General features: G+C 33.8%; 17 protein-coding genes and 3 tRNA genes. 19 read left to right on the forward strand and 1 reads right to left on the reverse strand.

Annotated features, from left to right (window positions below):
- Nucleotides 1-202: 202 nt before the first annotated feature.
- The 17 genes from tsaD (at nt 203) to DVK85_RS11435 (ending at nt 19,863) form a co-directional block, all read left to right on the forward strand.
- A complete protein-coding gene (gene tsaD / locus DVK85_RS11355; RefSeq protein ID WP_114678553.1) occupies nt 203-1,225 on the forward strand; it encodes a tRNA (adenosine(37)-N6)-threonylcarbamoyltransferase complex transferase subunit TsaD in 1,023 nt (340 codons plus the stop codon).
- A gap of 4 nt (nt 1,226-1,229) precedes the next feature.
- Nucleotides 1,230-1,934: a 16S rRNA (uracil(1498)-N(3))-methyltransferase gene (locus tag DVK85_RS11360; protein WP_114678554.1), complete on the forward strand. Its 705-nt coding sequence runs from the start codon at nt 1,230-1,232 to the stop codon at nt 1,932-1,934.
- 145 nt (nt 1,935-2,079) lie between these two features.
- Complete coding sequence (locus DVK85_RS11365; protein WP_114678555.1) at nt 2,080-2,718, forward strand: DUF4159 domain-containing protein; 639 nt, start codon at nt 2,080-2,082, stop codon at nt 2,716-2,718.
- Nucleotides 2,718-3,227, forward strand: coding sequence for a TrmH family RNA methyltransferase (locus DVK85_RS11370; RefSeq protein ID WP_114678556.1), 510 nt, complete (start codon nt 2,718-2,720; stop codon nt 3,225-3,227). Before DVK85_RS11365 ends, DVK85_RS11370 begins: the two co-directional genes overlap by 1 nt.
- Before the next feature lie 64 nt (nt 3,228-3,291).
- On the forward strand, nt 3,292-4,383 hold the full coding sequence (locus DVK85_RS11375) for an AI-2E family transporter (protein WP_114678557.1): 1,092 nt from the start codon (nt 3,292-3,294) through the stop codon (nt 4,381-4,383).
- Nucleotide 4,384: 1 nt separating this feature from the next.
- Nucleotides 4,385-5,560 (forward strand): THUMP-like domain-containing protein, encoded by a 1,176-nt coding sequence (locus DVK85_RS11380; protein WP_114678558.1) that lies wholly within the window; start codon nt 4,385-4,387, stop codon nt 5,558-5,560.
- Nucleotides 5,561-5,564: 4 nt separating this feature from the next.
- The gene (locus DVK85_RS11385; RefSeq protein WP_114678559.1) at nt 5,565-6,134 is read left to right on the forward strand and encodes a hypothetical protein; all 570 of its coding nucleotides are present in this window, start codon (nt 5,565-5,567) and stop codon (nt 6,132-6,134) included.
- A 150-nt stretch (nt 6,135-6,284) separates the two neighbouring features.
- Nucleotides 6,285-6,368 (forward strand) — tRNA-Ser (locus DVK85_RS11390).
- Between the two features lie 9 nt (nt 6,369-6,377).
- Nucleotides 6,378-6,452 (forward strand) — tRNA-Pro (locus DVK85_RS11395).
- Nucleotides 6,453-6,493: 41 nt separating this feature from the next.
- Nucleotides 6,494-6,567, forward strand: a tRNA-Arg gene (locus DVK85_RS11400).
- Nucleotides 6,568-6,690: 123 nt separating this feature from the next.
- Nucleotides 6,691-7,458, forward strand: coding sequence for a hypothetical protein (locus DVK85_RS11405; protein WP_114678560.1), 768 nt, complete (start codon nt 6,691-6,693; stop codon nt 7,456-7,458).
- 295 nt (nt 7,459-7,753) lie between these two features.
- Nucleotides 7,754-14,257, forward strand: coding sequence for an alpha-2-macroglobulin family protein (locus DVK85_RS11410; RefSeq protein ID WP_114678561.1), 6,504 nt, complete (start codon nt 7,754-7,756; stop codon nt 14,255-14,257).
- A gap of 286 nt (nt 14,258-14,543) precedes the next feature.
- Nucleotides 14,544-15,965: a beta-1,3-glucanase family protein gene (locus DVK85_RS11415; protein WP_114678562.1), complete on the forward strand. Its 1,422-nt coding sequence runs from the start codon at nt 14,544-14,546 to the stop codon at nt 15,963-15,965.
- Between the two features lie 338 nt (nt 15,966-16,303).
- The gene (locus DVK85_RS11420) at nt 16,304-17,485 is read left to right on the forward strand and encodes an acetyl-CoA C-acyltransferase (RefSeq protein WP_114678563.1); all 1,182 of its coding nucleotides are present in this window, start codon (nt 16,304-16,306) and stop codon (nt 17,483-17,485) included.
- A gap of 166 nt (nt 17,486-17,651) precedes the next feature.
- A complete protein-coding gene (locus DVK85_RS11425) occupies nt 17,652-18,413 on the forward strand; it encodes a C40 family peptidase (RefSeq protein ID WP_114678564.1) in 762 nt (253 codons plus the stop codon).
- A 37-nt stretch (nt 18,414-18,450) separates the two neighbouring features.
- Nucleotides 18,451-19,170, forward strand: coding sequence for a carboxypeptidase-like regulatory domain-containing protein (locus DVK85_RS11430; RefSeq protein ID WP_114678565.1), 720 nt, complete (start codon nt 18,451-18,453; stop codon nt 19,168-19,170).
- Nucleotides 19,171-19,230: 60 nt separating this feature from the next.
- Nucleotides 19,231-19,863, forward strand: a complete 633-nt coding sequence (locus DVK85_RS11435; protein WP_114678566.1) for a carboxypeptidase-like regulatory domain-containing protein — start codon at nt 19,231-19,233, stop codon at nt 19,861-19,863.
- Between the two features lie 94 nt (nt 19,864-19,957).
- Here DVK85_RS11435 and dnaK read toward each other — a convergent pair whose 3' ends face one another.
- Nucleotides 19,958-21,865, reverse strand: coding sequence for a molecular chaperone DnaK (gene dnaK, locus DVK85_RS11440; protein WP_114678567.1), 1,908 nt, complete (start codon nt 21,863-21,865; stop codon nt 19,958-19,960).
- 448 nt (nt 21,866-22,313) lie between these two features.
- On the opposite strand from dnaK, the gene DVK85_RS11445 reads away from it, so the two are divergent.
- Both DVK85_RS11445 and DVK85_RS11450 read left to right on the forward strand, forming a co-directional pair.
- Complete coding sequence (locus tag DVK85_RS11445; RefSeq protein WP_114678568.1) at nt 22,314-24,254, forward strand: sensor histidine kinase; 1,941 nt, start codon at nt 22,314-22,316, stop codon at nt 24,252-24,254.
- 2 nt (nt 24,255-24,256) lie between these two features.
- On the forward strand, nt 24,257-24,679 hold the full coding sequence (locus DVK85_RS11450; RefSeq protein WP_114678569.1) for a response regulator: 423 nt from the start codon (nt 24,257-24,259) through the stop codon (nt 24,677-24,679).
- Nucleotides 24,680-24,725 lie beyond the last annotated feature (46 nt).

A 24,725-nucleotide genomic window follows, 5' to 3' on the forward strand; every position in this document is an offset into this window, starting at 1 on the left:
ATAAAGCTATGGCAAGCAGTAGTAAAAACAGGAGGATTCCTATTACTATACGGATAAGTATTTTTTTATATTTTTTGATACTGCTAATTGTTTTAAATTTGTCGAACGGCAGCTGCTGCAATTTTTGAACAAATGTAGGCAATTTTGTTATTTGTTAAAATTGAAGGAGCTACTTTTTGCTATTCAAATACCGTGCCTTATTATGACAGAAAAACCTTTATATATATTAGCCATAGAAAGTTCTTGCGACGATACCGCTGCTGCGGTACTAGAAAACGCCAAAGTACTATCTAATGTTGTGGCACAACAAGCCATACACGAAGAGTATGGTGGTGTAGTGCCTGAGCTTGCTTCGCGAGCGCACCAGCAAAACATTGTACCAGTAATAGATGTAGCACTAAAAAAAGCAAACATAGACCGTTCGCAGCTTAGCGCAATCGCTTTTACACAAGGTCCAGGACTTATGGGGTCGTTGTTAGTAGGGAGTTCATTTGCTAAGTCAATAGCATTGGCACTCAATATACCACTAATAGCTGTAAACCATATGCAGGCACATATACTAGCACATTTTATAGATGAGGAAGGTTTTGAGAAACCAACATTTCCGTTTTTAGGAATGACTATAAGCGGTGGACATACCCAAATTGTAAAAGTGAATGACTACTTTGATATGGAAGTTATTGGCGAAACTACCGATGATGCGGTGGGTGAAGCCTTTGATAAAAGTGCTAAAATATTAGGGTTACCCTACCCTGGTGGACCACTTATAGATAAATATGCCCAACTGGGCAACCCAAAGGCATTCCAATTTACTAAGCCCAAAGTACCTGGGTTAAACTTTAGTTTTAGCGGGCTAAAAACACAAATATTATATTTTGTACAGAAAAAAGTAGCCGAAAATCCTGATTTTGTAAAAGAAAACCTCAACGATATTTGTGCTTCTATACAGCACACCATCATTAATATATTGATGGATAAGCTGAAACTGGCTGTAAAAGAAACTGGCATTACTCAAATAGCAATAGGTGGTGGTGTATCGGCAAATAGTGGTATTAGAAATACACTTACAGAGGCACAAAAAAAATATGGCTGGACTTGTTTTATACCAAAATTTGAATACACTACCGATAATGCAGCAATGATAGGTATAGTAGGTTACCACAAATACCGAAAACAACTTTTTAACGATGCTTCTGTAGTATCTAAAGCTCGAATAGCACTATAACAGTATGCAATTATTTTACAACCCCGATATAAACAGCAACGATACTACTTTTACTTTTGATAGAGAAGAAAGCCGACACATTGTAAAAGTACTCCGCAAAAAAGAAGGCGACATCATACAACTTACCAATGGTAAAGGCATTGTATTTACTGCCGAAGTAACTTTTGCTGCTGATAAAAAATGTGTAGTAACTATTACAGATGAGACAACATCCGAACCACTACCCTATTACCTGCACCTTGCTGTAGCTCCTACCAAGATGAACGATCGCTACGAGTGGTTTCTTGAAAAGGCTACTGAAATAGGCATCAGCGAAATTACACCGCTTATTTGCGATCATAGCGAACGTACCTCTTTTAAAGCGGAGCGTTTCGAGAAAATATTACAAAGTGCCATGAAGCAGTCGTTGCAATACTACCTACCAAAACTAAATGCACCAACCTCGTTTAAAGATTTTGTAAATCAAGAGCACGAAGGAGCGTTATTTATAGCACACTGCGAAGAAACCGATAAAAAACTACTTAAAAACGAGTTACAACCCTTACAAAGAACAACCATACTTATAGGTCCTGAAGGCGATTTCTCTACCAAAGAAATAGAACTTGCCTTACAGCGCAACTATGTACCTGTATCGTTAGGCAATACCCGCCTACGTACCGAAACTGCTGCGATTATGGCAGCGCATAGTGTAGCATTTGTTAATGAGTAACTTTAAAAAAAATTAAATTGCCACGTCGTTCCTCCTTGCAATGACAAATAGAAATGATATGTTTTCATGTTATGTCATCGCGAGGTACGAAGCGATCTTAACTCAAATAATTACTTATATTTACATTTATAATTCAATACTCTAAATGAAAAAACTCCTATATATATTGTTACTCGCTCCTGCCCTACTTATGGCACAGGAAATAGCAGTCCTTAAATACTCGGGTGGTGGCGACTGGTATGGTAACCCTACCTCGTTACCTAACCTTGCTAAATTCTGCAATCAGAACATTAACACTAAGCTGAACCCTAAAACGGCTACAGTAGAGGTTGGTAGCCCTGATTTATTCTCTTACCCTTTTGTACACATGACGGGGCATGGTAATGTAGTGTTTAGTGATAATGATGTTACTAACCTGCGTAATTACCTTACATCAGGTGGTTTTTTACATATAGATGATAACTACGGTATGGATAAGTACATCCGTAAAGAGATACAAAAAGTTTTCCCTGATAAAGAGTTGGTACAAATACCATCGAATCACGAAATTTTTAAAGGTCCTTATGCTTTTCCACAGGGAATGCCCAAAATTCATGAGCATGACAATAAAGCACCACAGGCATGGGGTATTTTTGTAGAAGGCAGACTGGTATTACTATATACTTTAGAAAGTGATCTTGGTGATGGCTGGGAAGATCAAGAAGTACATAACGACCCACGTGAGGTGCGCGAAAAAGCATTAAAAATGGGAGCTAATATTGTTAACTACGCTTTTAAAAACTAATGTCGCAACAGCTTACTCATAACGAAACTACTTTTAGCAAACATACATTTCCTATCACTTTAATTTGCGATAATATTATCTATCAACCCAATATAGGTTCGCTATTTCGCATTTGTGAAGCCTTTGGAGTACAAAAAATTATTTTTATAGGAGAAGACGTTGCGCTTACCCCAAGAAAAATAAACCGTACTTCACGCAGTACACATCTCCATGTACCACATCAGGTTATACCAAATACGACTGACGCATTGCAATACTTACAAGAAAATGATTTTGAAATTGTGGCTCTCGAAATTACCGATAATAGCGTTCCGTTACAATCATTAAATTTAACCTCAAAAAAACCTATCGCTTTAATTGCGGGTAGCGAGGTATATGGCATATCAAATGAGCTTTTGCAAACAGCACATCATACAACTCACATAACTATGTATGGCGAAAACAGCAGCATGAATGTAGTAAATGCTGTAGCTGTGGCACTGTACGACATTACTGGTAAAATATCATAATCTTAACTAACACTAATTGTGTTAGCAATATTTTTCATACATTCGATACATAAAACATCCTACCATGATTACATCTAAAATTATAGCTAACGGAATATTAAGAGCATTAGGAGTTATTGTTGCCATAGCTGTACTAGTACTATTCCTAAACAAAATACAATCGGTAATTGTATATCTTTTTATAGCCCTACTACTTAGTATGATGGCTAGCCCAATAGTTAAGTTTCTTAAAACCAAACTAAAATTTCCTCATGTAGTCGCTGTTATAACAACCTTATTTCTATTTATATGTCTTTTGGCTGGGTTTATAATGCTATTTGTTCCGCTTATCATCACACAAAGTGAAAACTTATCGCTATTAGATACTGCTAAATTAGAACAGAACGTAAACGATCTAATAACACAGATAAACGGTTATTTTTCTAACCATGATATAGATACAGGAAAACTGGTAAAAGAGGCAGACCTTACCTCTAAGCTTAATTTTAATTTTATACCCGATTTTATCAATTCGTTAGTTAATATACTTAGTGGGTTTGGTATTGGCTTAGGCTCTGTACTATTTATATCATTCTTCTTCATGAAAGATCAAAAAGGTATGGATACTGCTTTTAGAAAACTACTACCTGATGCACATGAAGAAAAAATACTTAGTTCACTTCGTAAAATAGACCACCTACTTAGTCGATATTTTATAGGGCTTATTTTACAAATAACAGTACTTTTTGTCATGTACCTTATAGTATTATTAATATTTGGAGTAGAAAATGCACTAATTATAGCTTTCATTACAGCCTTACTAAATATTATTCCCTATATCGGTCCGCTTATTGCAACTGTACTGGTTATAGTACTTACTATGCTAGGACTAATGGGACCAGAAACACAAGGCGAAATGTTATCTACCACACTTTACGTGGTTATTGGTTATAGTATTGCACAAATTATAGATAATAATGTGAGTACCCCTCTTATATTCTCGAATAGTGTAAAATCGCACCCGCTAGAAATTTTCCTTGTAATACTAATTAGCGGATTGGTTTTTGGCATACTAGGTATGATAGTTGCCGTGCCTATATATACTGCTATAAAAGTAGTTGCTAAAGAGTTTCTTCCGCAAAATCTTTTTGTACGAATGTTAACGAAAGACTTATAAATTGAACCCAAAGTTATTAGAAACCGAAATACAACAGTTTATAATAGAAAATACAGGCAAGCCTATAGCTAAACTTGCCTTAATGAAAAACCCTTTCCCGTATATCGAATGGCGTGAGGTGGTAAACCAAGTAGCTGCACGTGAAAAAGCGAAGGACAAGCTACCCACATGGTTTAATACCAACAATATTATATATCCCGAAAAAATATCGATAGAGCAAACGTCATCTGAAACGGCAGCACAATACAAAGCTAGCCTTGTTTCGGGCGAAAGTCTTATTGACCTTACCGGTGGTTTTGGTATTGATGATTATTATTTTGCCAAAAACATAAATAAGGTTTCGCACTGTGAGCTCAATTTAGAGCTCTCGGCTGTCGCTGCACATAATTTCCAGCTACTAGGTGCCAACGGTATCGAATGCGTACCTGGCGACAGCACAGAGGCATTAAAACTACTTGAGCGACACTGGGACTGGATGTATATAGACCCATCGCGCAGGAGCAACATAAAGGGAAAAGTGTTTCTCTTAAAAGACTGTTTGCCTAATGTACCTGAACAGTTAGATTTTTATTTTAAATTCAGTAGAAACATTATGATAAAAACGGCTCCACTACTCGATATTTTGGCTGGATTATCTGAGTTGCACTCTGTTAAGGCTATACACATAGTAGCATTAAATAATGAGGTTAAGGAGTTACTTTGGATATTAGAAAAGGACTATACAGAAACACCTATTATAGAAGCAGTAGCCATAAATAAAGAAGAAACTTCTTCATTTGTTACCCAATGGGGAAATAATACTGAAGCTACGTATGCTCTACCTAAAAAACATCTGTATGAGCCTAATAGTGCCGTAATGAAATCAGGTGCTTTTGATGCAGTAAGTACTCATTTTAAGATTGATAAACTGCATAAACATTCACAACTATACACCTCTGATAACTTAGTAGCATTTACAGGCAGGCGATTTATTATTAATAATATATTGCCTTATCAAAAAAACGAAATGAAACAGCATATAGAAGGAAATAAAATGAACGTAACAGTAAGGAACTTTCCGCAAACAGTTGCAGACATACAAAAAAAGTGGAAAATAAAAGACGGTGGCGACACTTATGCTTTTTTCACAACCAATTTACAAAATGAGAAAATAGTGTTACTTTGCGCCAAAATATAACGAAATGAAAAAATTATTTATACTATTTCTAATAGCTGTAAGTACTGCTACTATGGCTCAAACAGATTGTAACTATACTGTTGAAAACACAGAGGATGGTAATGAGCTAAAAACTACAGAAGATTACATGATGTATGAAAAAGTATTTGGCGGTAGTTCGCAATTCATTTTCTTTTCACTTACCAATAGTGGTGGCACTCCGTTATTAAATTTTCAACTTTTATCAAAAAGTAAAGATTTCCCTCAATTATATTGCCTTGATAAAACGTCCAAAATACACATCCAATTAACTAACGGTAACGTAGTAACTTTAATAAATGCTCTCGATAATCAATGCGCAGGACTTGTATATGATAACTCCGAAAAAAACAATATAAGGATACTTTCAAGTACTTTTCTATTCACAAAAGGCTCGTTAGAAGAATTAGAAAAATCGACAATAACATTTATAAGAGTAAAATATACCACAGAAACCGTAGACTATCCGATTCGAAGAGAATTGAATAGCGAAACGATGAAAAAACAATATTTTCCCGAAAAATATTTTATAAATTACCTAAAGTGCATGCAATAAAGCATTTTTACATGAAGTGTAGTGCATTGACTGTTAAAGACTTTAAGTAAACGTTGTAAAAAAATTAAAAAAACCTTCATAAATAGTTGCAATTAATTGAATAAATAAGTTACATTTGCAACCGCAAAAAGGGTAAGACTTTTTTCAGAAGGAGAGGTGCCGGAGTGGTAACGGAGCAGATTGCTAATCTGTCGACGGGTAACCGTCGCCAGGGTTCGAGTCCCTGTCTCTCCGCTTCTTTTTCGGGGTGTAGCGTAGCCCGGTCATCGCGCCTGCTTTGGGAGCAGGAGGTCGCAGGTTCGAATCCTGCCACCCCGACAAAAAAAGAAACAATAATACTTAAATCTATTACGATTTAGGGTCGCGTAGCTCAGCTGGATAGAGCACCTGCCTTCTAAGCAGGCGGTCCCAGGTTCGAATCCTGGCGCGATCACTACTTAAAACCACTGATACACAGTGGTTTTTTTGGTTTTAGACTTTTTTATTCCCCTAATTTTATACATTTACCGATGTATTTCGAGGGTAAAACGTACTTAAAAAAAGTAGCATTAAAAAGATGAACAAAGTTCTAATTTTATTTTTTTTAATATTCTTAATTGGTTGTTCTAATAAACCAAAATCACTGGATAATGGGCTTACTAAAAAAGCTTCTAAAATTACTGAGTACATAATCAATGTAAAAAAAGATTCTTTAGGCAACGAGATTAAGGATACTCTATCAATTATCGAAAAAAAGTATAATGGTAATAATCAAATAATTAATAGAGTTGAGCAATATTTATACTCTAACGAAAGTATGCAGATCAAATACGATTATAATGAAAATGAAAAGCTTAGAAGAGAAATCGTAAAACTTTCAAACGATAGCACGAGTATTATAGTTAATTACTTCTACAAAGACACTTTACTTCTTAAAACGCTTTCAGAAACTAAAAACAATGCATTTTACTATAAACAAATTGGAAGGTATAAATATAATACTGAAAACACTTTAAAACAATTGTCTTTATTCCAATATTTTATAGATGTAGAGTCTAATGACACTATTGCAAAGACAATTGAAGTTAATAACTATGATAAGAAGAAACTTTTAACAAAATCTATATTATCGAACTTTACAGAACCTGAAAAAAGTAGGACAACCAAATATGAATATGATTCTAGAACTTTAATAAAAACAAGAGAATTTAATAGTAAAGATTCGTTGATTTTAGAAACAGTTTACAAATATGAATTTGATGAGTTTAAAAATTGGATTAGAAAAGAAGCATTTGAAAATGATATATTAAATTATATTAATACGAGGAAAATAGAGTATAAATAATATAACTTCTCTCCTATTTCACCAGAAATAAAAAACCTACATTTATCATGCGTAACGATTTTTTACATATCGATTATTAAAATTAACTCTTACTTAAAACAAGCTTCAGTTCTTTTATTAATATTATTATTTACTACTATTGTTTATACTTTTTTAGAGCTACTCCCAACCTTTTAAAGAATAATATACTCTATACTACTAGACACCTAATTATAGGTAATAAAATATTCTACAGGTACTATCCTATCTAAAAAACAAATAGTATTATATTGTAACACCAATCTAACCTACTAACATGAGAAAAATTTCATACTTATTCGCCTTATTATTTTCTCTCACCGCCATTGCTCAAGACTATACTGAACAATGGGAAAAAGTACTAGAATATGAAACCTACGGCAGGGTTAAACCTGCCAATGAAGAAGTAGAAAAAATATATGCTTTAGCCAAAAAAGACAAAAACGAACCACAAATTATAAAGACTTTCTTTTTCCTTTCACGGTATTCACTTGCATTGGAAGAAGAAGCGCATACAAAAATATTAAGCCGATTAAAGACGGAAAATAAAAATGCTTCAGTCCCTACAAAAGCACTTTTAGAAAGTATTTATGCTGAATTATTACAAAATATTTACAATAAACATTCATACGATATACGCAGAAGATCAATAATAGATACCCCTACCCTTAAAAATATTGGTGAATGGGGAGGAAAAAATTATTTAACTGAAATAGACAGTGCAAGCCAAAGGAGTATATCTGATTGGGAAGTTCTCTATAACACTCCGCTCAGCAACTATGCTGCAGTAATAGATATTAATAAAGTTTATAAAAACACAAATCGTTCACTTTATGATTTTCTTGCAGAGCGCAGATTAGAATTTATTGTCAATAGAGGTTATTTTGAAAGTTATAATCTTAATAAAGAAGATCTTTTATTAAAGGATACTCCCTACTTTTTAGAATATAAAATTCCCGACAGCATTAACGACCCGCTTAAAGAAAAGGTTGAGTTATATCAAAAACTGGAAGGGCTTTACAGTAGTAAAAATGATACTTATGCCTTGCAACGTGCTGTGCTAAGGAGGTTAGAGTTTATGAGTGAGAAACTCCGTTATGACGAAAGACAAAGTATTTATCTGGAGACCATTAATCACTATACCAAAACATGGGATAAAAAAAGTCCTTTTCTTGAAGAAGTAAAGCTGAAACAAATACAGCTTTATGAAAAATTAGCCAATAAAAAAGAGAATAAAGAATATCATATAAAAGCAGTTGCGCTATGTAATGATATTATCGAAAACTCAAATCGTAAAGATATAATATCGGAGGTAAATGCAATAAAAGAAGCTATTATACAGTCTTTGGCAAAAATAACAACAGAAAAATATACAACACCGAATAAACCTATACTTGCAAAAGTTAATTACAAAAACACCGATTCAGTAAACATAAAAATATACCGAGTATATTACGGTAATGATTTGGTTTTAGACCATCAATCAGGGAAATATATGGATATTGCAAATACGCAAAAACCCTTGTTTGATAAAAATTATGTTTTACCCAATAATTATGGGTATTTTGAATATGAAACCGAAATTATACTTCCGTCACTCAGTAATGGTGTATATCTGGCTTCTATTGAGCCCATCGATAATAGTGAATTATCTGATGGAAAAAAATCATTTTTCATACTACAAACAACAGATGTAGCGCTATTAGAAGAAAGTTATTATAATACTTATACTGTTGTAAACAGAGTAAACGGTAAGCCTATAAAAAGAGCGAAAATAATTCATGATAATATAACTACCTATACAGATAGGAACGGAAAAGCAAATATAACCACAAAAGAATATGGGAATCAAGCTATCACTGTTACTTATAGTAAAGATACGCTTAATGCGAACGGATATTTATACACCTATAACAATGAGCTGGCTACTACTAAAAATACCGAAAGTTCATATGCTACTACACAAATATATTTGGACAGAGCAATATACAGACCTGGGCAAACGGTTTATTTTAAAGGTATAGTTACAGAAGAAATAACAAAATCTAATGGTCAAAAATCAGCTAGCGTTGTCCCTGATATTTACATAAATATTAAAATTGAAGATAATGACTATGAGATAATGAAAACAATGCGAATCAAAACAAATGAATTTGGTTCTTTTACAAGTGAATTTACCATACCACGCAATGTAATGACAGGTAGGTTCACCATAAATATATTAGAAGATTATGATTATGAAGAAGATGAGCATCCGTTTTGGGATAAAGAAAATTTTTATTTTGAAGAGACTAGTGCCTCATTTCAAGTTGAAGAATACAAACGTCCCACTTTCGAAGCTTCTTTTACTCCCTTTACAGATGTTGTAAAAATAAACGACAGTATTACTGTAAAAGGTAGCGCTAATGCTCTTAATGGCTCTCCCCTTATTGGCGCAAAAGTCCGTTACAATATTTCAAGAACATCATACGGCTATTATAACTATCATTATAATAATAAGGATTATATAACTAAAGGTGAAGTGATTACAGATAGTAATGGAAATTTCAAGATTCCCTTCGTCGCTGTGGTTGATACTGCAATAGCCCCTGAAAAGCTACCAGTATTTACTTTTAGTATTAATTGCGAAGTGACTGATATTACAGGTGAGACACACGAATGTGATACTCGGGTATATGTAGGATATCATTCATTACAGTTAAATGTTACGAGTCCTGTTATGCTTAACTCTACAAGTGAAGAGGCTTCTATAATGATAAAAACCGAAAACCTTAATAATCAATTTGTACCTGCTGAGTGTGACGTTAAAATATACAAACTAACCAATAACAACAGTAAAAGGATATTGCACCAAAGACCTTGGAGTGAGCCTGAAATACAGGCAATACCCGAATCAGAATTTATAGAAAAGTTTCCGCATACTACTTATAAAGAAGTTACCCGTAATGATTTACCCAGAGAAAAAATGGTTTTTTCGCGTACACTAATAACCAAAGAAAATGAGAAACTTAGCATAGAAAACTATAAAGACTGGGAAACAGGAGAATATGAGCTATACGTTACTACCAAAGATTCATCGGGAAATATTTTTGAAGAAAAAACATATTTCAGCTTCAAGAAAGAAGAAGATTTATCAGGACCATATGCAATGCTGTATGAAATTAAAAATACTGACTATAATAAAGACGGTTATGTGGCTTTACAGCTATATACTGCACTGCCCGAACTTTATGTAAATATTAATACAATGTACAACAATGGGATTTTTTATACCGAATGGCATAAATTAACCAAAGGAAACAAAATAATTAAAATACCTATCAATAAAAAGTGGAAGGGAGAAGTTAGTTTATTTATAGAGTATATATGGGAAAATGAGTACGAAAAGAAAAAATTCGATATAAAAATTAATCCTGCTATAGAACCTATAACTTTTCATACCAACGTAATAAATAACAAGTTGTTACCCGGTAAAAAAGAAACTTGGTCTTTTACACTTAAAAACAGTAATGAGCTGCCTGCCGAAGTATTAGCCTCTATGTATGATGCATCGTTAGATGAGTTTGAATACAGCTATTGGAACAGTTCTTTAATTAATTACCGCTCAAATAATTATATCCCATACAAAACACTAAGCACTACAGGACTGGTAAGAACAAACTACATCTATTCTTATTTACCCAGAATAAATATAATAAAACCTCTTGATTTTATTAAAACATACGGTTTAGATATTAATAATAAAGAAATTGACTTCTATACTCAGGGAATTAAAAATGAAAAGGAGGTAATGAGTAACGGAGGCTTTATCCTTACAGGTACAGTTAGTGATAAAATAGGTCCGTTACCCAGTGCCTCTGTTACTGTAAAGGGTACATTACGAAATGTACGAACCGATATAGATGGCAATTTTAGCATCCCTGTTGTTATGGGAGAAACGTTAAATTTTGACTATGTTAGTTTTAACACTGTTACAATGGTAGTAAATAGCACTATGCCCGTAAACATAATACTGGAAGGTCAAGAACTCGAAATGGTAATAATTGATAAATACACATCTACCGTACAAAGATCAACCACTGCTGCTATAACAACAATATCCGTAGAAGACAGAGCTAATGCAAGTATATTACAAAGTCTGCAAGGGCAAGTAGCTGGGCTTAATATTGGTACAGGTAGCGGTCAACCCGGAGCAGACAGTACTATTATACTAAGAGGAGTAGGCTCTATAGATGGAAATGTTCAACCTTTATTTGTAGTAGATGGTATTCCGGTTGACGAAGATGGCTTTAGAAGTATCAGTGTAAATGATATAGGGTCATATAGTATTTTAAAAGATGCTGCTGCAACGTCTATATACGGTAACCGTGGAGCAAATGGTGTTATTATTATCACCACCTTAAAAGGTATGATAGAGCAATTAGACGAATTAGGAAAAGTAGAGTCCCGTAAAAATTTACAGGAAACTGCTTTCTTTTACCCACAAATCCTGACCGACAAAGAAGGAAACTTCAATTTTACATTTACCTCGCCGGAGGCATTAACAAGCTGGAACTTTAGGCTTCTTGCACACAATAAAAAAGCACAATCAGGTTACTTTCAATATTTAGCATTAACACAAAAAGACCTAATGATTATGCCGAATATGCCACGTTTTCTGAGAGAAGGAGATGAGATAACCATTACGGCAAAAGTTACCAATATGACAGCAGAAGTTAAAATAGGAAATGCTATGCTGCAACTGTATGATGCCGCAACCATGCAACCCATAGATGAAGAAGCATTGCAAACAGCGCAAGTACAACCTTTCAATTTGGGCGTTAAAGCAAACACGACTGTAAGCTGGAAAATAAAAGTACCATTAGGATTACAAGGAGTACAATATAAAGTTGTTGCAAAATCGGGTGATTTTTCTGATGGAGAAGAAAGTATCTTACCTGTATTTAGCAACAGAACATTGGTAACAGAGAGTATTCCGCTATGGGTAAAAGGTAACACAGTTAAAGAATATACACTCGAAAACCTTAAAAACAATACTTCTTCTACCCTTGTACATCATGGCATAACATTAGAATATACCTCTAACCCAGCATGGATAGCTTTACAGTCACTTCCCTACCTCATGGAGTTTGAACATGAGTGTTCTGAGCAACTATTTTCGCGTTATTATGCCAATGCTATTGCTACACATATACTGGAAAGCAACCCTAAAATTGCCGAAGTATTTGGGTCATGGCGAAAAAGTGATAAATCACTATCTAAGCTAGAGCAAAATGAAGAATTAAAATCTATCATTATGGCTGAATCACCTTGGATGCTTGACAACCAAAGTGATGAAGAAAGAAAAAACAGAATTGCATTACTTTTTGAGCTGGATAAAATGAAAACAGCGTTAAAAATTAATTTAAATAAACTTGATAACAGACAAATGGCTTCTGGGGGTTATGCTTGGTTTGAAGGCGGAAATGAAAACGAATATATTACTCGCCATATTATGGCAGGATTAGGACACATTAATAAACTGGGGATAGTTGATGAAGAAAACACTATTGACGGTATTACAAAAACAGGAGTTAAATTTATAGATGATTTATTCTGGAAAAGGTATAAAGAGAGAGAAAGGGATAAGAATAAATCAAAATATAGCTTTATAGATTCTGCTAAAGAGCTTCATTATCATTATGCCCGTAGCTTTTACTTAGAGCAGTACCCTATGAATGATTCTCTTAAAAAAACTACACAAAAACATCTTGACATTTATAAAAAGAACTGGCTGAATTATTCCCTTTATGAAAAAGGACTTACAGCCCTTGTATTGCAACGCTATGGTGAAGAAGAAACCGCAAAGATAATAGTACAAAGCCTTAGAGATACCTCAGCCAATAATGACGAAAACGGAATGTATTGGCTGAGTAATAAAGCAGGCTGGCATTGGTATAATTCACCTATAGAAACTCAGGCTTTACTGATAGAAGCATTTACCGAAATAGATAATGATACCAAAGCAGTAGATGGTATGAAGGTGTGGCTTATTAAAAACAAACAAAACAAAAACTGGCCTACTACCAAAAGTACTACTGAGGCTGTATATGCACTTATGATGACAGGTAGTGACTGGTTATCGGTTAAAGATAGTACAACCATAACATTAGGCAGCACTACTACATTCAATAAAAAAATGCAAGAAAATGAAAAAGAAGCAGGAACGGGCTATATAAAAATGCATTGGCAAGGTAGCGAAGTTACTAAAGATATGGCAGCACTTACTATTGAAAATAAAACCGAAGTACCAGGTTATGGAGGTTTATACTGGCAATATTTTGAAGATGCAGACAAAGTTAAAACAGTCCAAAAAGGTATAATGAACCTATCGAGAGAATTGTTTGTTAAAGTAACTACTACCAATGGCGTTAAACTTAAAAAAGTAACTGATGACAACCCTATGAAAATAGGTGATAAAGTAACTATGCGTTTGGTTTTAGATATAAAAGAGGATATGGAATATGTGCATCTTAAAGATGTTCGTGCGGCAGCTTTTGAGCCCGTTGATGTATTGTCTAAATATGAATATAAAGACGGACTAGGATACTATCGTAGTACTCGCGATGCTGCTACACATTTCTTTTTTGATCGTATTAATAAGGGAACTTATGTATTAGAATATGATGTAAGGGTAAACAATATAGGAGAGTTTTCTAATGGTATAAGCACGATACAAAGTATGTATGCCCCTGAGTTTTCAGGACACTCCGAAGGAATAAGAGTAAAAACAGAAGAGTAAAAGAAAATAGAAAAAATTATAGTCGTTCTATTTATTGCTTACACTTACGTGTTTAATCAACTGTTAACCATATACTACATTTAAAAATAATATTAATACAATTACAATATAAAAGTCTAAAACGCTTATGGGTTTTAGACTTTTATTTTTGCATACTATACTAATAAATAAATTGTATTAGGATACTTATATAATATTTTAAAAATCACGTAAAATCACGGGGTTTTAATCTATTGCGTTTCAATAACTTAGCAAAACATTTATAACCAACTAAAAAATTACTATTATGAAAAACAACTCAAATGGGGTAACCGGCACTCTGGAAGCTCAACTTATTATTGATTTAACACAAACTGATTTACCCATAGGTACACCTGTTTATATTTATATTGTAGGCTTAGTAACTTCAACATTTTATTACATCGATAATAATGGAAATCCGAAAATAATGAGCACTTCAGATAATACCATACCTGCACAAACATTTCCGGGTATGGATAAACTTAGTTCTGCTGCACAAAATGCTATTGCTCCTAACTATCCTTTACATTGGGCAGATTATAGTATACCTGTACAAGTAGGTGGTAACTTAATTTTAAACTTAGGAAATATAAATACCACTACCATCCCAGGATTAGGGACGGGCACGTCGGCATTTAGTGGTAGGGTATATTTTTCAGTAGGAGTTCCAAAATTACCTTTCACAATTCAAAATAGCGGTTATACTGCACCCGTTTATGGAAATGGTTCAGGAGTTACAGGTTCTTTAACGCTGTATGATTGGATCGAATTTTCATATGATAGTGAAGGTAACTTTAACGGTAACACCACGCAAGTAAATCAATTTGGGTTTCCACTAACCCTTACTGGGACAGCGGTTGGAAAAGCCCCTTACCCAACGCAAGGTGCTTTAAATACATCTCGAAAAACAATATTAAGGACTATTGCCACAGCAAATGCACCATTTGGGAATAACGGAGCAGTTGTGCCTGTAACAACTAATGCAGCTCCAGCTTACCCTGATAATATTAATTATTTAAGAGCTATATCTCCAGTAACTATAAGTGGTGCAAATACTTCAATGAATACTTATTTTGATGCCAATATTGCAACTGCTTACACTGCTTGGCAAACAACACCATTAGTTACACATGATCCATCCACAAAGTATTACACAGGAGTTGTTTTCCCTGTTAATGGTGCTACAATAGCAACACCTGCTAAATACCCAGCAGGTAGCCTTGCTTTTTATAAAGGAAACTATGCCACAATGCAAGAATTAGCCACAGCTCTCAGTTCTAATACTCCGCCAAGTGTAGCATTTTTCTTAACAGGTTCTACTAATAATATTATTACATCCAATGATATTTGGCAATGTGCAAATTCATTAGCAAGCGGAGATTCTGCTCAAAAAAATGTAGGCAAAATGATTGGTGCTGCATTTAATAGAGGGGTTGTAGTAAGTACAGATGGTACAGTAATTACAAACCTTAATGATAGTACCTGTTCAGGCTTAGTAAGTACTTTTTATTCAGCAGGAACAACATATAACCAATGGGCAAAATGGTTTCATGAATACAACACTAACGGGTTAGCATATGGTTTCCCTTATGATGATGTATGTAACCAAAACCCATCTATACCGCCATCGGGTAAAACATTAGTAGCAAGTTTTATACGTATTGCTTTAGGTAATTTTTTCAGTTAACTAAAAACCATAAAAACTACTCATAGTAACCTTTTATTACAACACACTCGTCGACATACCGACGGGTGTGTTTTGCGAATAATCCTCTAGTAAACATTAAATACATTTTAATAATTCACCCTATTTGTTTACGCAAAAACTAAGCTATTGATTTTATTCTAAATAAAATTTTTAAAGTATATATGGATATAGTTTTAATATTGAGTAGTATGTCAGTATTCAAAAATATAAATCATTCACAATATATTCCTTTATTTAACGAATATTTTTAAACACTTTGGTTTCATAAACCGTAAAAATCATTAATTTCGCAATATCAACAAATAAAAGCATTAATAATGGAAAATAAAAAAGTAGTAATTGTTTCGGCTGTACGTACACCAATAGGTAGCTTTATGGGTGCTTTATCAACAGTACCTGCTCCAATGCTTGGGGCTGCTGCTATAAAAGGAGCATTAGAAAAAATAAACCTTGACGGTAGTAAGGTTGATGAAGTTTTAATGGGTAACGTAGTACAAGCTGGTGTAGGGCAAGCTCCTGCAAGACAAGCTTCTAAACATGCAGGACTTCCTGATAGTGTTATTGCTACAACAATTAATAAAGTATGTGCATCGGGTATGAAAGCCGTTATGCAAGGAGCGCAAAGCATTATGTGTGGCGATGCTGATATTATTGTTGCAGGTGGTATGGAAAACATGAGCCTTATCCCCCACTATGTACACATGAGAAATGGGCATAAATTTGGTCCTGCTACTATGACAGATGGTATGCAAAAAGATGGACTTAGCGATGCTTATGACAATAGTGCTATGGGTGTATGTGCCGATCTTTGTGCTACTGAATATAATATATCTAGAGAAGAGCAAGATGCTTTTGCTGTTAACTCTTACGAGCGTTCTGCTAAAGCATGGAGCGAAGGTAAATTTGATAACGAAATTGTTCCTGTAGCAGTACCACAACGCCGTGGAGAACCTGTAATGGTTACTAAAGATGAAGAGTACACTAATGTAAAAATGGATAAAATTGCTGGTTTACGTCCAGCATTTACAAAAGAAGGTACAGTAACAGCTGCTAATGCTTCAACTATAAATGACGGTGCAGCAGCATTAGTACTTATGAGCGAAGAGAAAGCAAACGAGCTTGGACTTAAACCATTGGCTTACATCAAGTCGTATGCTGATGCTGAGCAAGAACCAAAATGGTTTACAACTTCGCCATCTAAAGCATTACCAAAAGCATTAGATAAAGCCGGTATAAGTAAAGATGATGTTGACTTTTTTGAGTTTAACGAAGCATTCTCTGTAGTAGGTATAGCTAATACTAACATATTAGGTCTTGATGCTGCAAAAGTAAACGTAAATGGTGGTGCAGTTTCATTAGGTCATCCACTAGGATGTTCTGGTGCAAGAATTATAGTTACACTTATTAACGTATTAGAACAAAACAATGCCAAAACAGGTGCTGCAGCTATTTGTAATGGTGGTGGCGGTGCTTCGGCTATTGTTATCGAAAGAGCATAACGAAAGAACTTTTTACACATAAAGTTGTTATTAACTTCGGTTAAAACAGCTACAGTATTTGGCGTTGCTTCAGAATTAACTACTATATTTGTGGTTTATGATGGAAGCAACGCCAATTTTTTTTGGCACTAAGTCAGTAAGAAATAAAAATTATTAAATTATAATGATGTTTGGTATTTGTAACCTTGCCATTGTACCACTACGGCTAGAACCCTCTGACCGAAGCGAAATGACATCGCAGGTATTGTTTGGAGAACATTTCAGGATTTTAGAGCAAAGTCCGAAATGGTCGCTTATTGAACTAGCTTTTGATAAGTATACTGGATGGATAGACAATAAGCAATTTAGAACAATAACCGAAATAGATTACAACTACCTTAGTAAAGGTCCTGCGGTACTGAACGCCGACCTTATAGAATATGTAACAGCCACAAACAATCAGTTATTACCCATACCCATAGGAGCTTCGTTATCATTTTTAGACCACACAGGTATTAATATCGAAAATTATAGTTTTGAAGGTTTAAAAACTACGGGGATAACAGGCAAAAACAACCTACTGCGCACGGCATTTATGTACCTTAATGCTCCTTACCTTTGGGGTGGTAAAACACCTTTTGGTATTGACTGTTCGGGGTTTACACAAATGGTATACAAAATAAACGGTTATAAGTTATTACGCGATGCTTCACAACAAGCTACACAAGGTGAAGCACTTAGCTTTATAGAAGAAAGTGAACCCGGAGATCTTGCTTTTTTTGATAACGAAGAAGGTGTTATAATACACGTGGGTATTATTATGGAAGACAACTACATTATTCATGCACATGGCAAAGTGCGTATAGACCGCTTAGACCATTTAGGCATTTATAACATTGATACTAATAGACATACACATAAACTACGTGTTATTAAAAAAGTAATCTAAATCCGTTACTTTCAAGTTTCTTCTTATAAAAGCTATCATGGATATATTAGAAAAGAGAGGTATAAAGTTTATTAATGAAATAAGCTATGGCAGAGTCAGGAAATGTCATTATGGATTAGATTCTGACATGGGTTATATAGTATCTTATAATTCCAAAAATACTTTGGAAAGAATAATACAAGATATTGATTTAACCCTTTCAGGAAAATTTGATTTAATCGACGACCCCGATATCTCTAACTACATGTATACAGCATATATAACTCCTCAGGAAATTGAGTACTGGGATGATTATGGTAATAATATCATAGGCACTTGTCCTTTAGAAGATTTTAGAGAGCTTGTAATACGCTGGAAAGATTTTTTAGAAACCCCTCCTTTTGACCGCAGTGAATTAATATCATTACCAGAAAAACATAACTCAGTTCAAGAAGGTTTTATTTTAAAAAGTTCAAATGAAGGATTTATTCCTTTACAAGGAGCTCATATTTTTAATAAGACAACTCGACAGCTTGTACCAACTGATATTAATGGGAAATTTACTATTAATGCGCAAAAAGGTGATACTCTTGAAATCTCCTATATGAACTATGCCAAAAAAAATATAATAATTACCGAAAACAGATTTACTAATATAATTCATAGAGATTATAATATAGTTTTTGAGTATCATCAACAAATTCAAGAACCTGAAATAGTTAACAAAAAAAGCTTCTTCGGGCGTATTTTTCACAGTATAAGCAACTTATTTAGATAGGCATGAACAAAAAGAATCAACTTAGCAATTCCAAAGCCCTGCAATGAAAATTGAGAGGAAATGACCTCTGTAGAAAAAGGACGTTTTTGTACTTCTTGTCAAAAACAAGTACATGATTTTACTAATGTATCCGACAAAGAGATTAAATCAATTTTAAACAATGATAAATCAGCTTGCGGGCGTTTTAGACATGATCAATTAGATCGTGATTTAGTCATACCTAAAGAAAAAAAGAGCCTATGGTTATGGTTAGCAGCAAGTGCAGCAATAGTATCTTTTATAGGAGTTGGTACTCATGAAATTGTAGCACAAGAACCTACAAATACAGAACAACACGAAACAAATAATGAAATATTGGGTGATATAGAGGTTACCCCTACCTCAAAAGATATTATTACAGGTGTTGTATCAGATCATATAGGACCTTTGCCTACTGCTTCTATAATAAACAAAACAACTGAACAAGAAGTTCAAACAGATATTGATGGTAAGTTTAGCGTCGAAGCAAATAAAGGAGATAGATTAGAAGTAAACTACATTGGTTATAAAATACAAAATATTACAATAAATCAGAATACAAATTATAATATCGTTTTAGAGGAGGATTCTGCTTTATTGGGAGATGTATACATTATAAAAGAGAGAACCTTCTTTGGTAGGATATTTCATTGGATAGGCAATATTTTTAGATAATATAAAATAGTAATTAACAAAAAACGCTCCGCAAATTGCGGAGCGTTTTTCTATTATCTATAATCTCTTATCTAAATTAGTTTTTAGATGAGAATTATTTTACTTCTTCGAAGTCTACATCTTGTACTTCATCATCATCGCCACCAGCTTGTGCGCCTTCTGGCTGTGCTTGTTCTGCACCACCTTGAGCTCCACCTTCTGCTTGTGCTTTGTACATTTCTTCTGATGCATTTTTCCAAGCTTCATTTATCTTGTCGAGAGCTGGCTGTATAGTAGCTATATCTTGAGACTCATAAGCCATTTTTAGCTCAGTTAATGCCATACCAATAGCATCTTTATTACCATCAGATAATTTATCTCCAAATTCTGAAAGTTGTTTTTCAGTCTGGAAAATCATACCATCAGCCTCATTAAGTTTGTCTACTTTTTCTTTAGCTGCTTTATCAGATTCTGCATTAGCTTCTGCTTCACTACGCATTCTGTCGATTTCTTCCTGAGTTAATCCTGAAGAAGCCTCGATACGTATATCATGCGATTTACCTGTTCCTTTATCTGTAGCCGATACTTTGATGATACCATTAGCATCTATATCAAATGTTACCTCAATTTGTGGTACACCTCTTTGTGCTGGTGGGATACCATCTAAGTGAAAACGACCGATAGTTTTATTATCTGCAGCCATTGGTCTTTCACCTTGCAAAACGTGAATTTCTACAGATGGTTGGTTATCAGCAGCAGTAGAGAATACCTGCGATTTTTTAGTAGGTATTGTAGTATTAGACTCTATTAATTTTGTCATTACACTACCCATAGTTTCTATACCTAATGATAGTGGCGTAACATCTAATAGTAGTACATCTTTTACATCTCCTGTAAGTACACCACCTTGTATAGCAGCTCCTACAGCCACAACCTCATCTGGGTTAACCCCTTTTGATGGTTTTTTACCAAAGAATTTTTCTACTTCATCTTGTATTCTTGGCATACGTGTAGAACCACCTACAAGTATTACCTCATCAATATCTGATTTTGAGATACCTGCATCTTTAAGTGCTTTTTCGCATGGTAGCATAGAACGTTTTACAAGCTCGTCTGCAAGTTGCTCAAATTTAGCTCTTGTTAATGTTTTTACTAAGTGCTTAGGTCCAGATGCAGTAGCAGTAACATATGGTAAGTTAATCTCTGTTTGTGTAGAAGACGAAAGTTCTATTTTCGCTTTCTCTGCAGCTTCTTTTAAACGTTGTAACGCCATTGGGTCTTTACGTAAGTCGATGCTTTCTTCGCTATTAAATTCATTAGCTAACCAGTCTATAATTACTTGGTCAAAGTCATCACCACCAAGGTGAGTATCTCCGTTTGTAGATAATACTTCGAATACACCATCTCCTAATTCTAGGATAGAAATATCAAATGTACCACCACCAAGGTCATATACTGCAATTTTTTGATCTTTACCAGCTTTATCAAGTCCGTAAGCAAGAGCTGCTGCAGTAGGCTCGTTTATAATTCTTCTTACTTTAAGTCCTGCAATTTCTCCAGCTTCTTTAGTAGCCTGACGTTGTGCATCATTAAAATAAGCAGGAACAGTAATTACTGCTTCTGTTACAGCTTGCCCAAGGTAGTCTTCGGCAGTTTTTTTCATTTTTTGAAGTGTCATTGCAGACAATTCTTGTGGCGTATAAAGACGTCCGTCGATATCTACACGTGGAGTATCGTTATCACCTTTTACTACCTTATAAGGTACATTGTTAGCTTCTTTGCTGCTTTCTGAGTATTTATTACCCATAAAACGCTTTATAGAAGATATTGTTTTTGTAGGATTGGTCACTGCCTGTCTTTTTGCAGGATCTCCTACTTTGATTTCTCCGCCTTCAACAAAAGCAATTACTGATGGCGTTGTTCTTTTTCCTTCAGCATTAGAAATTACCACTGGCTCTCCGCCTTCCATAACGGATACACACGAGTTGGTTGTTCCTAAGTCAATTCCGATTATTTTACTCATTTTGTCTAAAAGTTTTATTTTCTAAATCTGTTTTATGTTTATGTTCTAAACTTGCTTACATAGTAGTCAATGACTATGCCAAGCCACAAACAAACTATAAATTGACAGGAGAATATGACAAGATGACATTTAAATGTAGCTTACAGCAACTACATTTTTATACTGATGTAAGTATTTTAAGTCAAAAAAATCGTATATTTCAAACACACATCACACATTTATAATATATAAATTATAATTATTAAAAATTTGAAAATACCCCTCTCCTAAAATATTTTTTAGCATAACATTTTTTTGAAAAAAAACGAAAATTATTACACTTTATAATAAATGTCATTCATCGACACTTATTATACATTTTATCTACATAAACCATATAATCAACCTTTTCCGTAATAAGAACTTGATATCTGATATTACTTTTACAAAAAATTATTAACCACCATCTATGAAGCTAAAAAATAAACTAAAGATCTATAATTATGCGAGGATACTATCTTTATCCGTTTTCTTGCTTGCATTTCTTGTAATAATAGGTTGGATTCTAGACATACCTTTATTAAAAAGTATAATGCCCGATTATATTTCTATGAAACTAAACACAGCATTATGTTTTATTATAATGAGTACTTCTTTGATTCTAGAAACATTTCCCAAAAAAAGAACAATTGTAATACTTTTAAATGTATTTGTAGCTACTTTATGTATTTTAACATATTCTCAAGAAGTTTTTGGTTATGATTTAGGGCTAGATCAATTAATCATAATGGATTTAGACGCTATTTCAGATAAGTCTCCTTACCCTGGTAGGATGTCTCCTATAACGGCTATTTTATTTACAATATTGTCACTAGGTCTTATACTTCAACGATATATCAATAAATCTCTAATTGTTATACAATATGCTTTTAACTTAGTTACTATTATGGCTATAATAGCTTTGATAGGGTATTTGTATAATGCCCCTGAGTTTTATACACTATCATTCCTTACCTCAATGGCTGTACATACATCTTTGGGTTTTTTATTACTATCAATTGCAATGTCATTATTACATCCGCATTTAGGTATTATGGGAATTTTAACAGGAGATAAAGTAGGTAATAGTATAGCAAGACAATTATTTTCTAAAATATGTATCGTAATATTTGTTTTTACTTATTTGCGCTATTTATCTCATAAACATAAGCTTGTAGATACTGAGTTTGGTACAGCACTACTAACTATATCTTTTATACTCGTAAGTCTTTTAATAATATGGGAGGCTACCGAAAATATTAATAAAAAAGATGCAAGAAAAAGGCTTGCCGAAGAACATTTTAGACTTGTAGTAGAGTCTGCGCCTAATGCATTAATAATGTCTGACGGTTCTGGTACTATTAGACTTGTAAATGAACAAGCCGAAAAAATGTTTGGCTATAAGAGAGAAAATTTTATTGGTCAAAAAGTAGAACTAATTGTACCAAACTCTATAAAATCTACCCATCATCATAATAGAAATGGGTATCACAAGGCACCATCTAACAGATATTTTGGAGCGGGTAGCGAACTTTATGCTAAAAGAAGTGATAATAGTGAGTTTCCTGTAGAAATAGGACTAACCCCTATACGTACCGAAAATGGTACAATGGTACTTGCCTCTATAATTGATATTACAAAGCGTAAAAAACAAGAAAGTATCATTAACCAACAAGTAATTGAACTGAAAATTAAAAACCAAGAAATGGAACAGTTTAATTATATAGCTTCTCATGACTTGCAAGAGCCGTTACGAACACTCTCAAACTATATAATGTTGCTAGAAGAAGATTATCCTGAACAGATAAATGATGAGATAAAAATACATCTAAAAACGATGGAAAACGCAGTATCTCGAATGAATCTTTTAGTACGCTCTATACTAGATTTTGGTAGACTAGGTAGAGATAAAAAACTAGAATATATAGATAGTAAAACTATTGTAGAAGATGTTCTTTGCGACCTTAGTAGTCTTATAAACAGTACAGGAGCAACTATAATAATAGATACTGATTTACCTAAATTTAATGGTTATGAAATTGAATTTAGGCAATTATTTCAAAACCTTATAAATAACGCCCTAAAGTTTAGAAAAAAAGATGTTCCTGTAGAAATAAACATAGGCTGTACTATGGTTGAAAATAAATATGAATTTTATGTAAAAGATAACGGAATAGGCATAAACACAAGGTACAATAATAGAGTTTTCGAGATATTTAAAAGACTTAACAAAGAAAGCGAGTTTAAAGGAGATGGTATAGGTCTTGCAAATTGTAAAAAAATAGCCGAAATGCACGGAGGAAAAATATGGGTAGAATCTACCTTAGGAATAGGAAGTACATTTAAATTCACAACATCTAAAATTAAATAATTATGAAACAGTTAAAATGCATCATGCTCGTTGATGATAATAAAACAGACAATTTTTTTCATGAAAGAGTAATAAGAAAAGCTAATGCCGCAGAAACAGTAATTGTTAAAGAATCTGCAGAAGAAGCTCTTGATTATCTTAAAAACAAAGCTAACAACTCTGCCGATCATCCCGATCTTATTTTACTGGATATTAACATGCCCGGAATGAATGGGTGGGAATTTATTGAAGAGTATGAAAAACTCGATGAACATTTACAATCTAAAATGGTAGTGGTAATGCTAACCACCTCTGAAAATCCTGACGATTATGCATTATCAAAAAAACATGACGTACTAGCTGATTTTAAAACTAAACCATTAACAGTTAAAATGCTAGAGGATATGATATCAAAATTTAATGAAAAAGTAGAGTGCAATACATAACTCGCATATAATGAAGTAAGTTAAAGTGAATTAAAAGTATAACATA

The sequence above is a fragment of the Flavobacterium arcticum genome, from assembly GCF_003344925.1.
Classification (GTDB): Bacteria; Bacteroidota; Bacteroidia; order Flavobacteriales; family Flavobacteriaceae; genus Flavobacterium; species Flavobacterium arcticum.

Bases quoted from the DNA above. Each gene is read 5' to 3' on its own strand.
- DVK85_RS11365 (WP_114678555.1), top strand. From the start codon at position 2,080: ATGAAAAAACTCCTATATATATTGTTACTCGCTCCTGCCCTACTTATG.
- DVK85_RS11405 (WP_114678560.1), top strand. From the start codon at position 6,691: ATGAACAAAGTTCTAATTTTATTTTTTTTAATATTCTTAATTGGTTGT.
- DVK85_RS11420 (WP_114678563.1), top strand. From the start codon at position 16,304: ATGGAAAATAAAAAAGTAGTAATTGTTTCGGCTGTACGTACACCAATA.
- DVK85_RS11425 (WP_114678564.1), top strand. From the start codon at position 17,652: ATGTTTGGTATTTGTAACCTTGCCATTGTACCACTACGGCTAGAACCC.
- tsaD (WP_114678553.1), top strand. From the start codon at position 203: ATGACAGAAAAACCTTTATATATATTAGCCATAGAAAGTTCTTGCGAC.
- DVK85_RS11375 (WP_114678557.1), top strand. From the start codon at position 3,292: ATGATTACATCTAAAATTATAGCTAACGGAATATTAAGAGCATTAGGA.
- DVK85_RS11445 (WP_114678568.1), top strand. From the start codon at position 22,314: ATGAAGCTAAAAAATAAACTAAAGATCTATAATTATGCGAGGATACTA.
- DVK85_RS11410 (WP_114678561.1), top strand. From the start codon at position 7,754: ATGAGAAAAATTTCATACTTATTCGCCTTATTATTTTCTCTCACCGCC.
- DVK85_RS11360 (WP_114678554.1), top strand. From the start codon at position 1,230: ATGCAATTATTTTACAACCCCGATATAAACAGCAACGATACTACTTTT.
- DVK85_RS11370 (WP_114678556.1), top strand. From the start codon at position 2,718: ATGTCGCAACAGCTTACTCATAACGAAACTACTTTTAGCAAACATACA.
- DVK85_RS11415 (WP_114678562.1), top strand. From the start codon at position 14,544: ATGAAAAACAACTCAAATGGGGTAACCGGCACTCTGGAAGCTCAACTT.
- DVK85_RS11435 (WP_114678566.1), top strand. From the start codon at position 19,231: ATGACCTCTGTAGAAAAAGGACGTTTTTGTACTTCTTGTCAAAAACAA.
- dnaK (WP_114678567.1), bottom strand. From the start codon at position 21,865: ATGAGTAAAATAATCGGAATTGACTTAGGAACAACCAACTCGTGTGTA.
- DVK85_RS11385 (WP_114678559.1), top strand. From the start codon at position 5,565: ATGAAAAAATTATTTATACTATTTCTAATAGCTGTAAGTACTGCTACT.
- DVK85_RS11430 (WP_114678565.1), top strand. From the start codon at position 18,451: ATGGATATATTAGAAAAGAGAGGTATAAAGTTTATTAATGAAATAAGC.
- DVK85_RS11450 (WP_114678569.1), top strand. From the start codon at position 24,257: ATGAAACAGTTAAAATGCATCATGCTCGTTGATGATAATAAAACAGAC.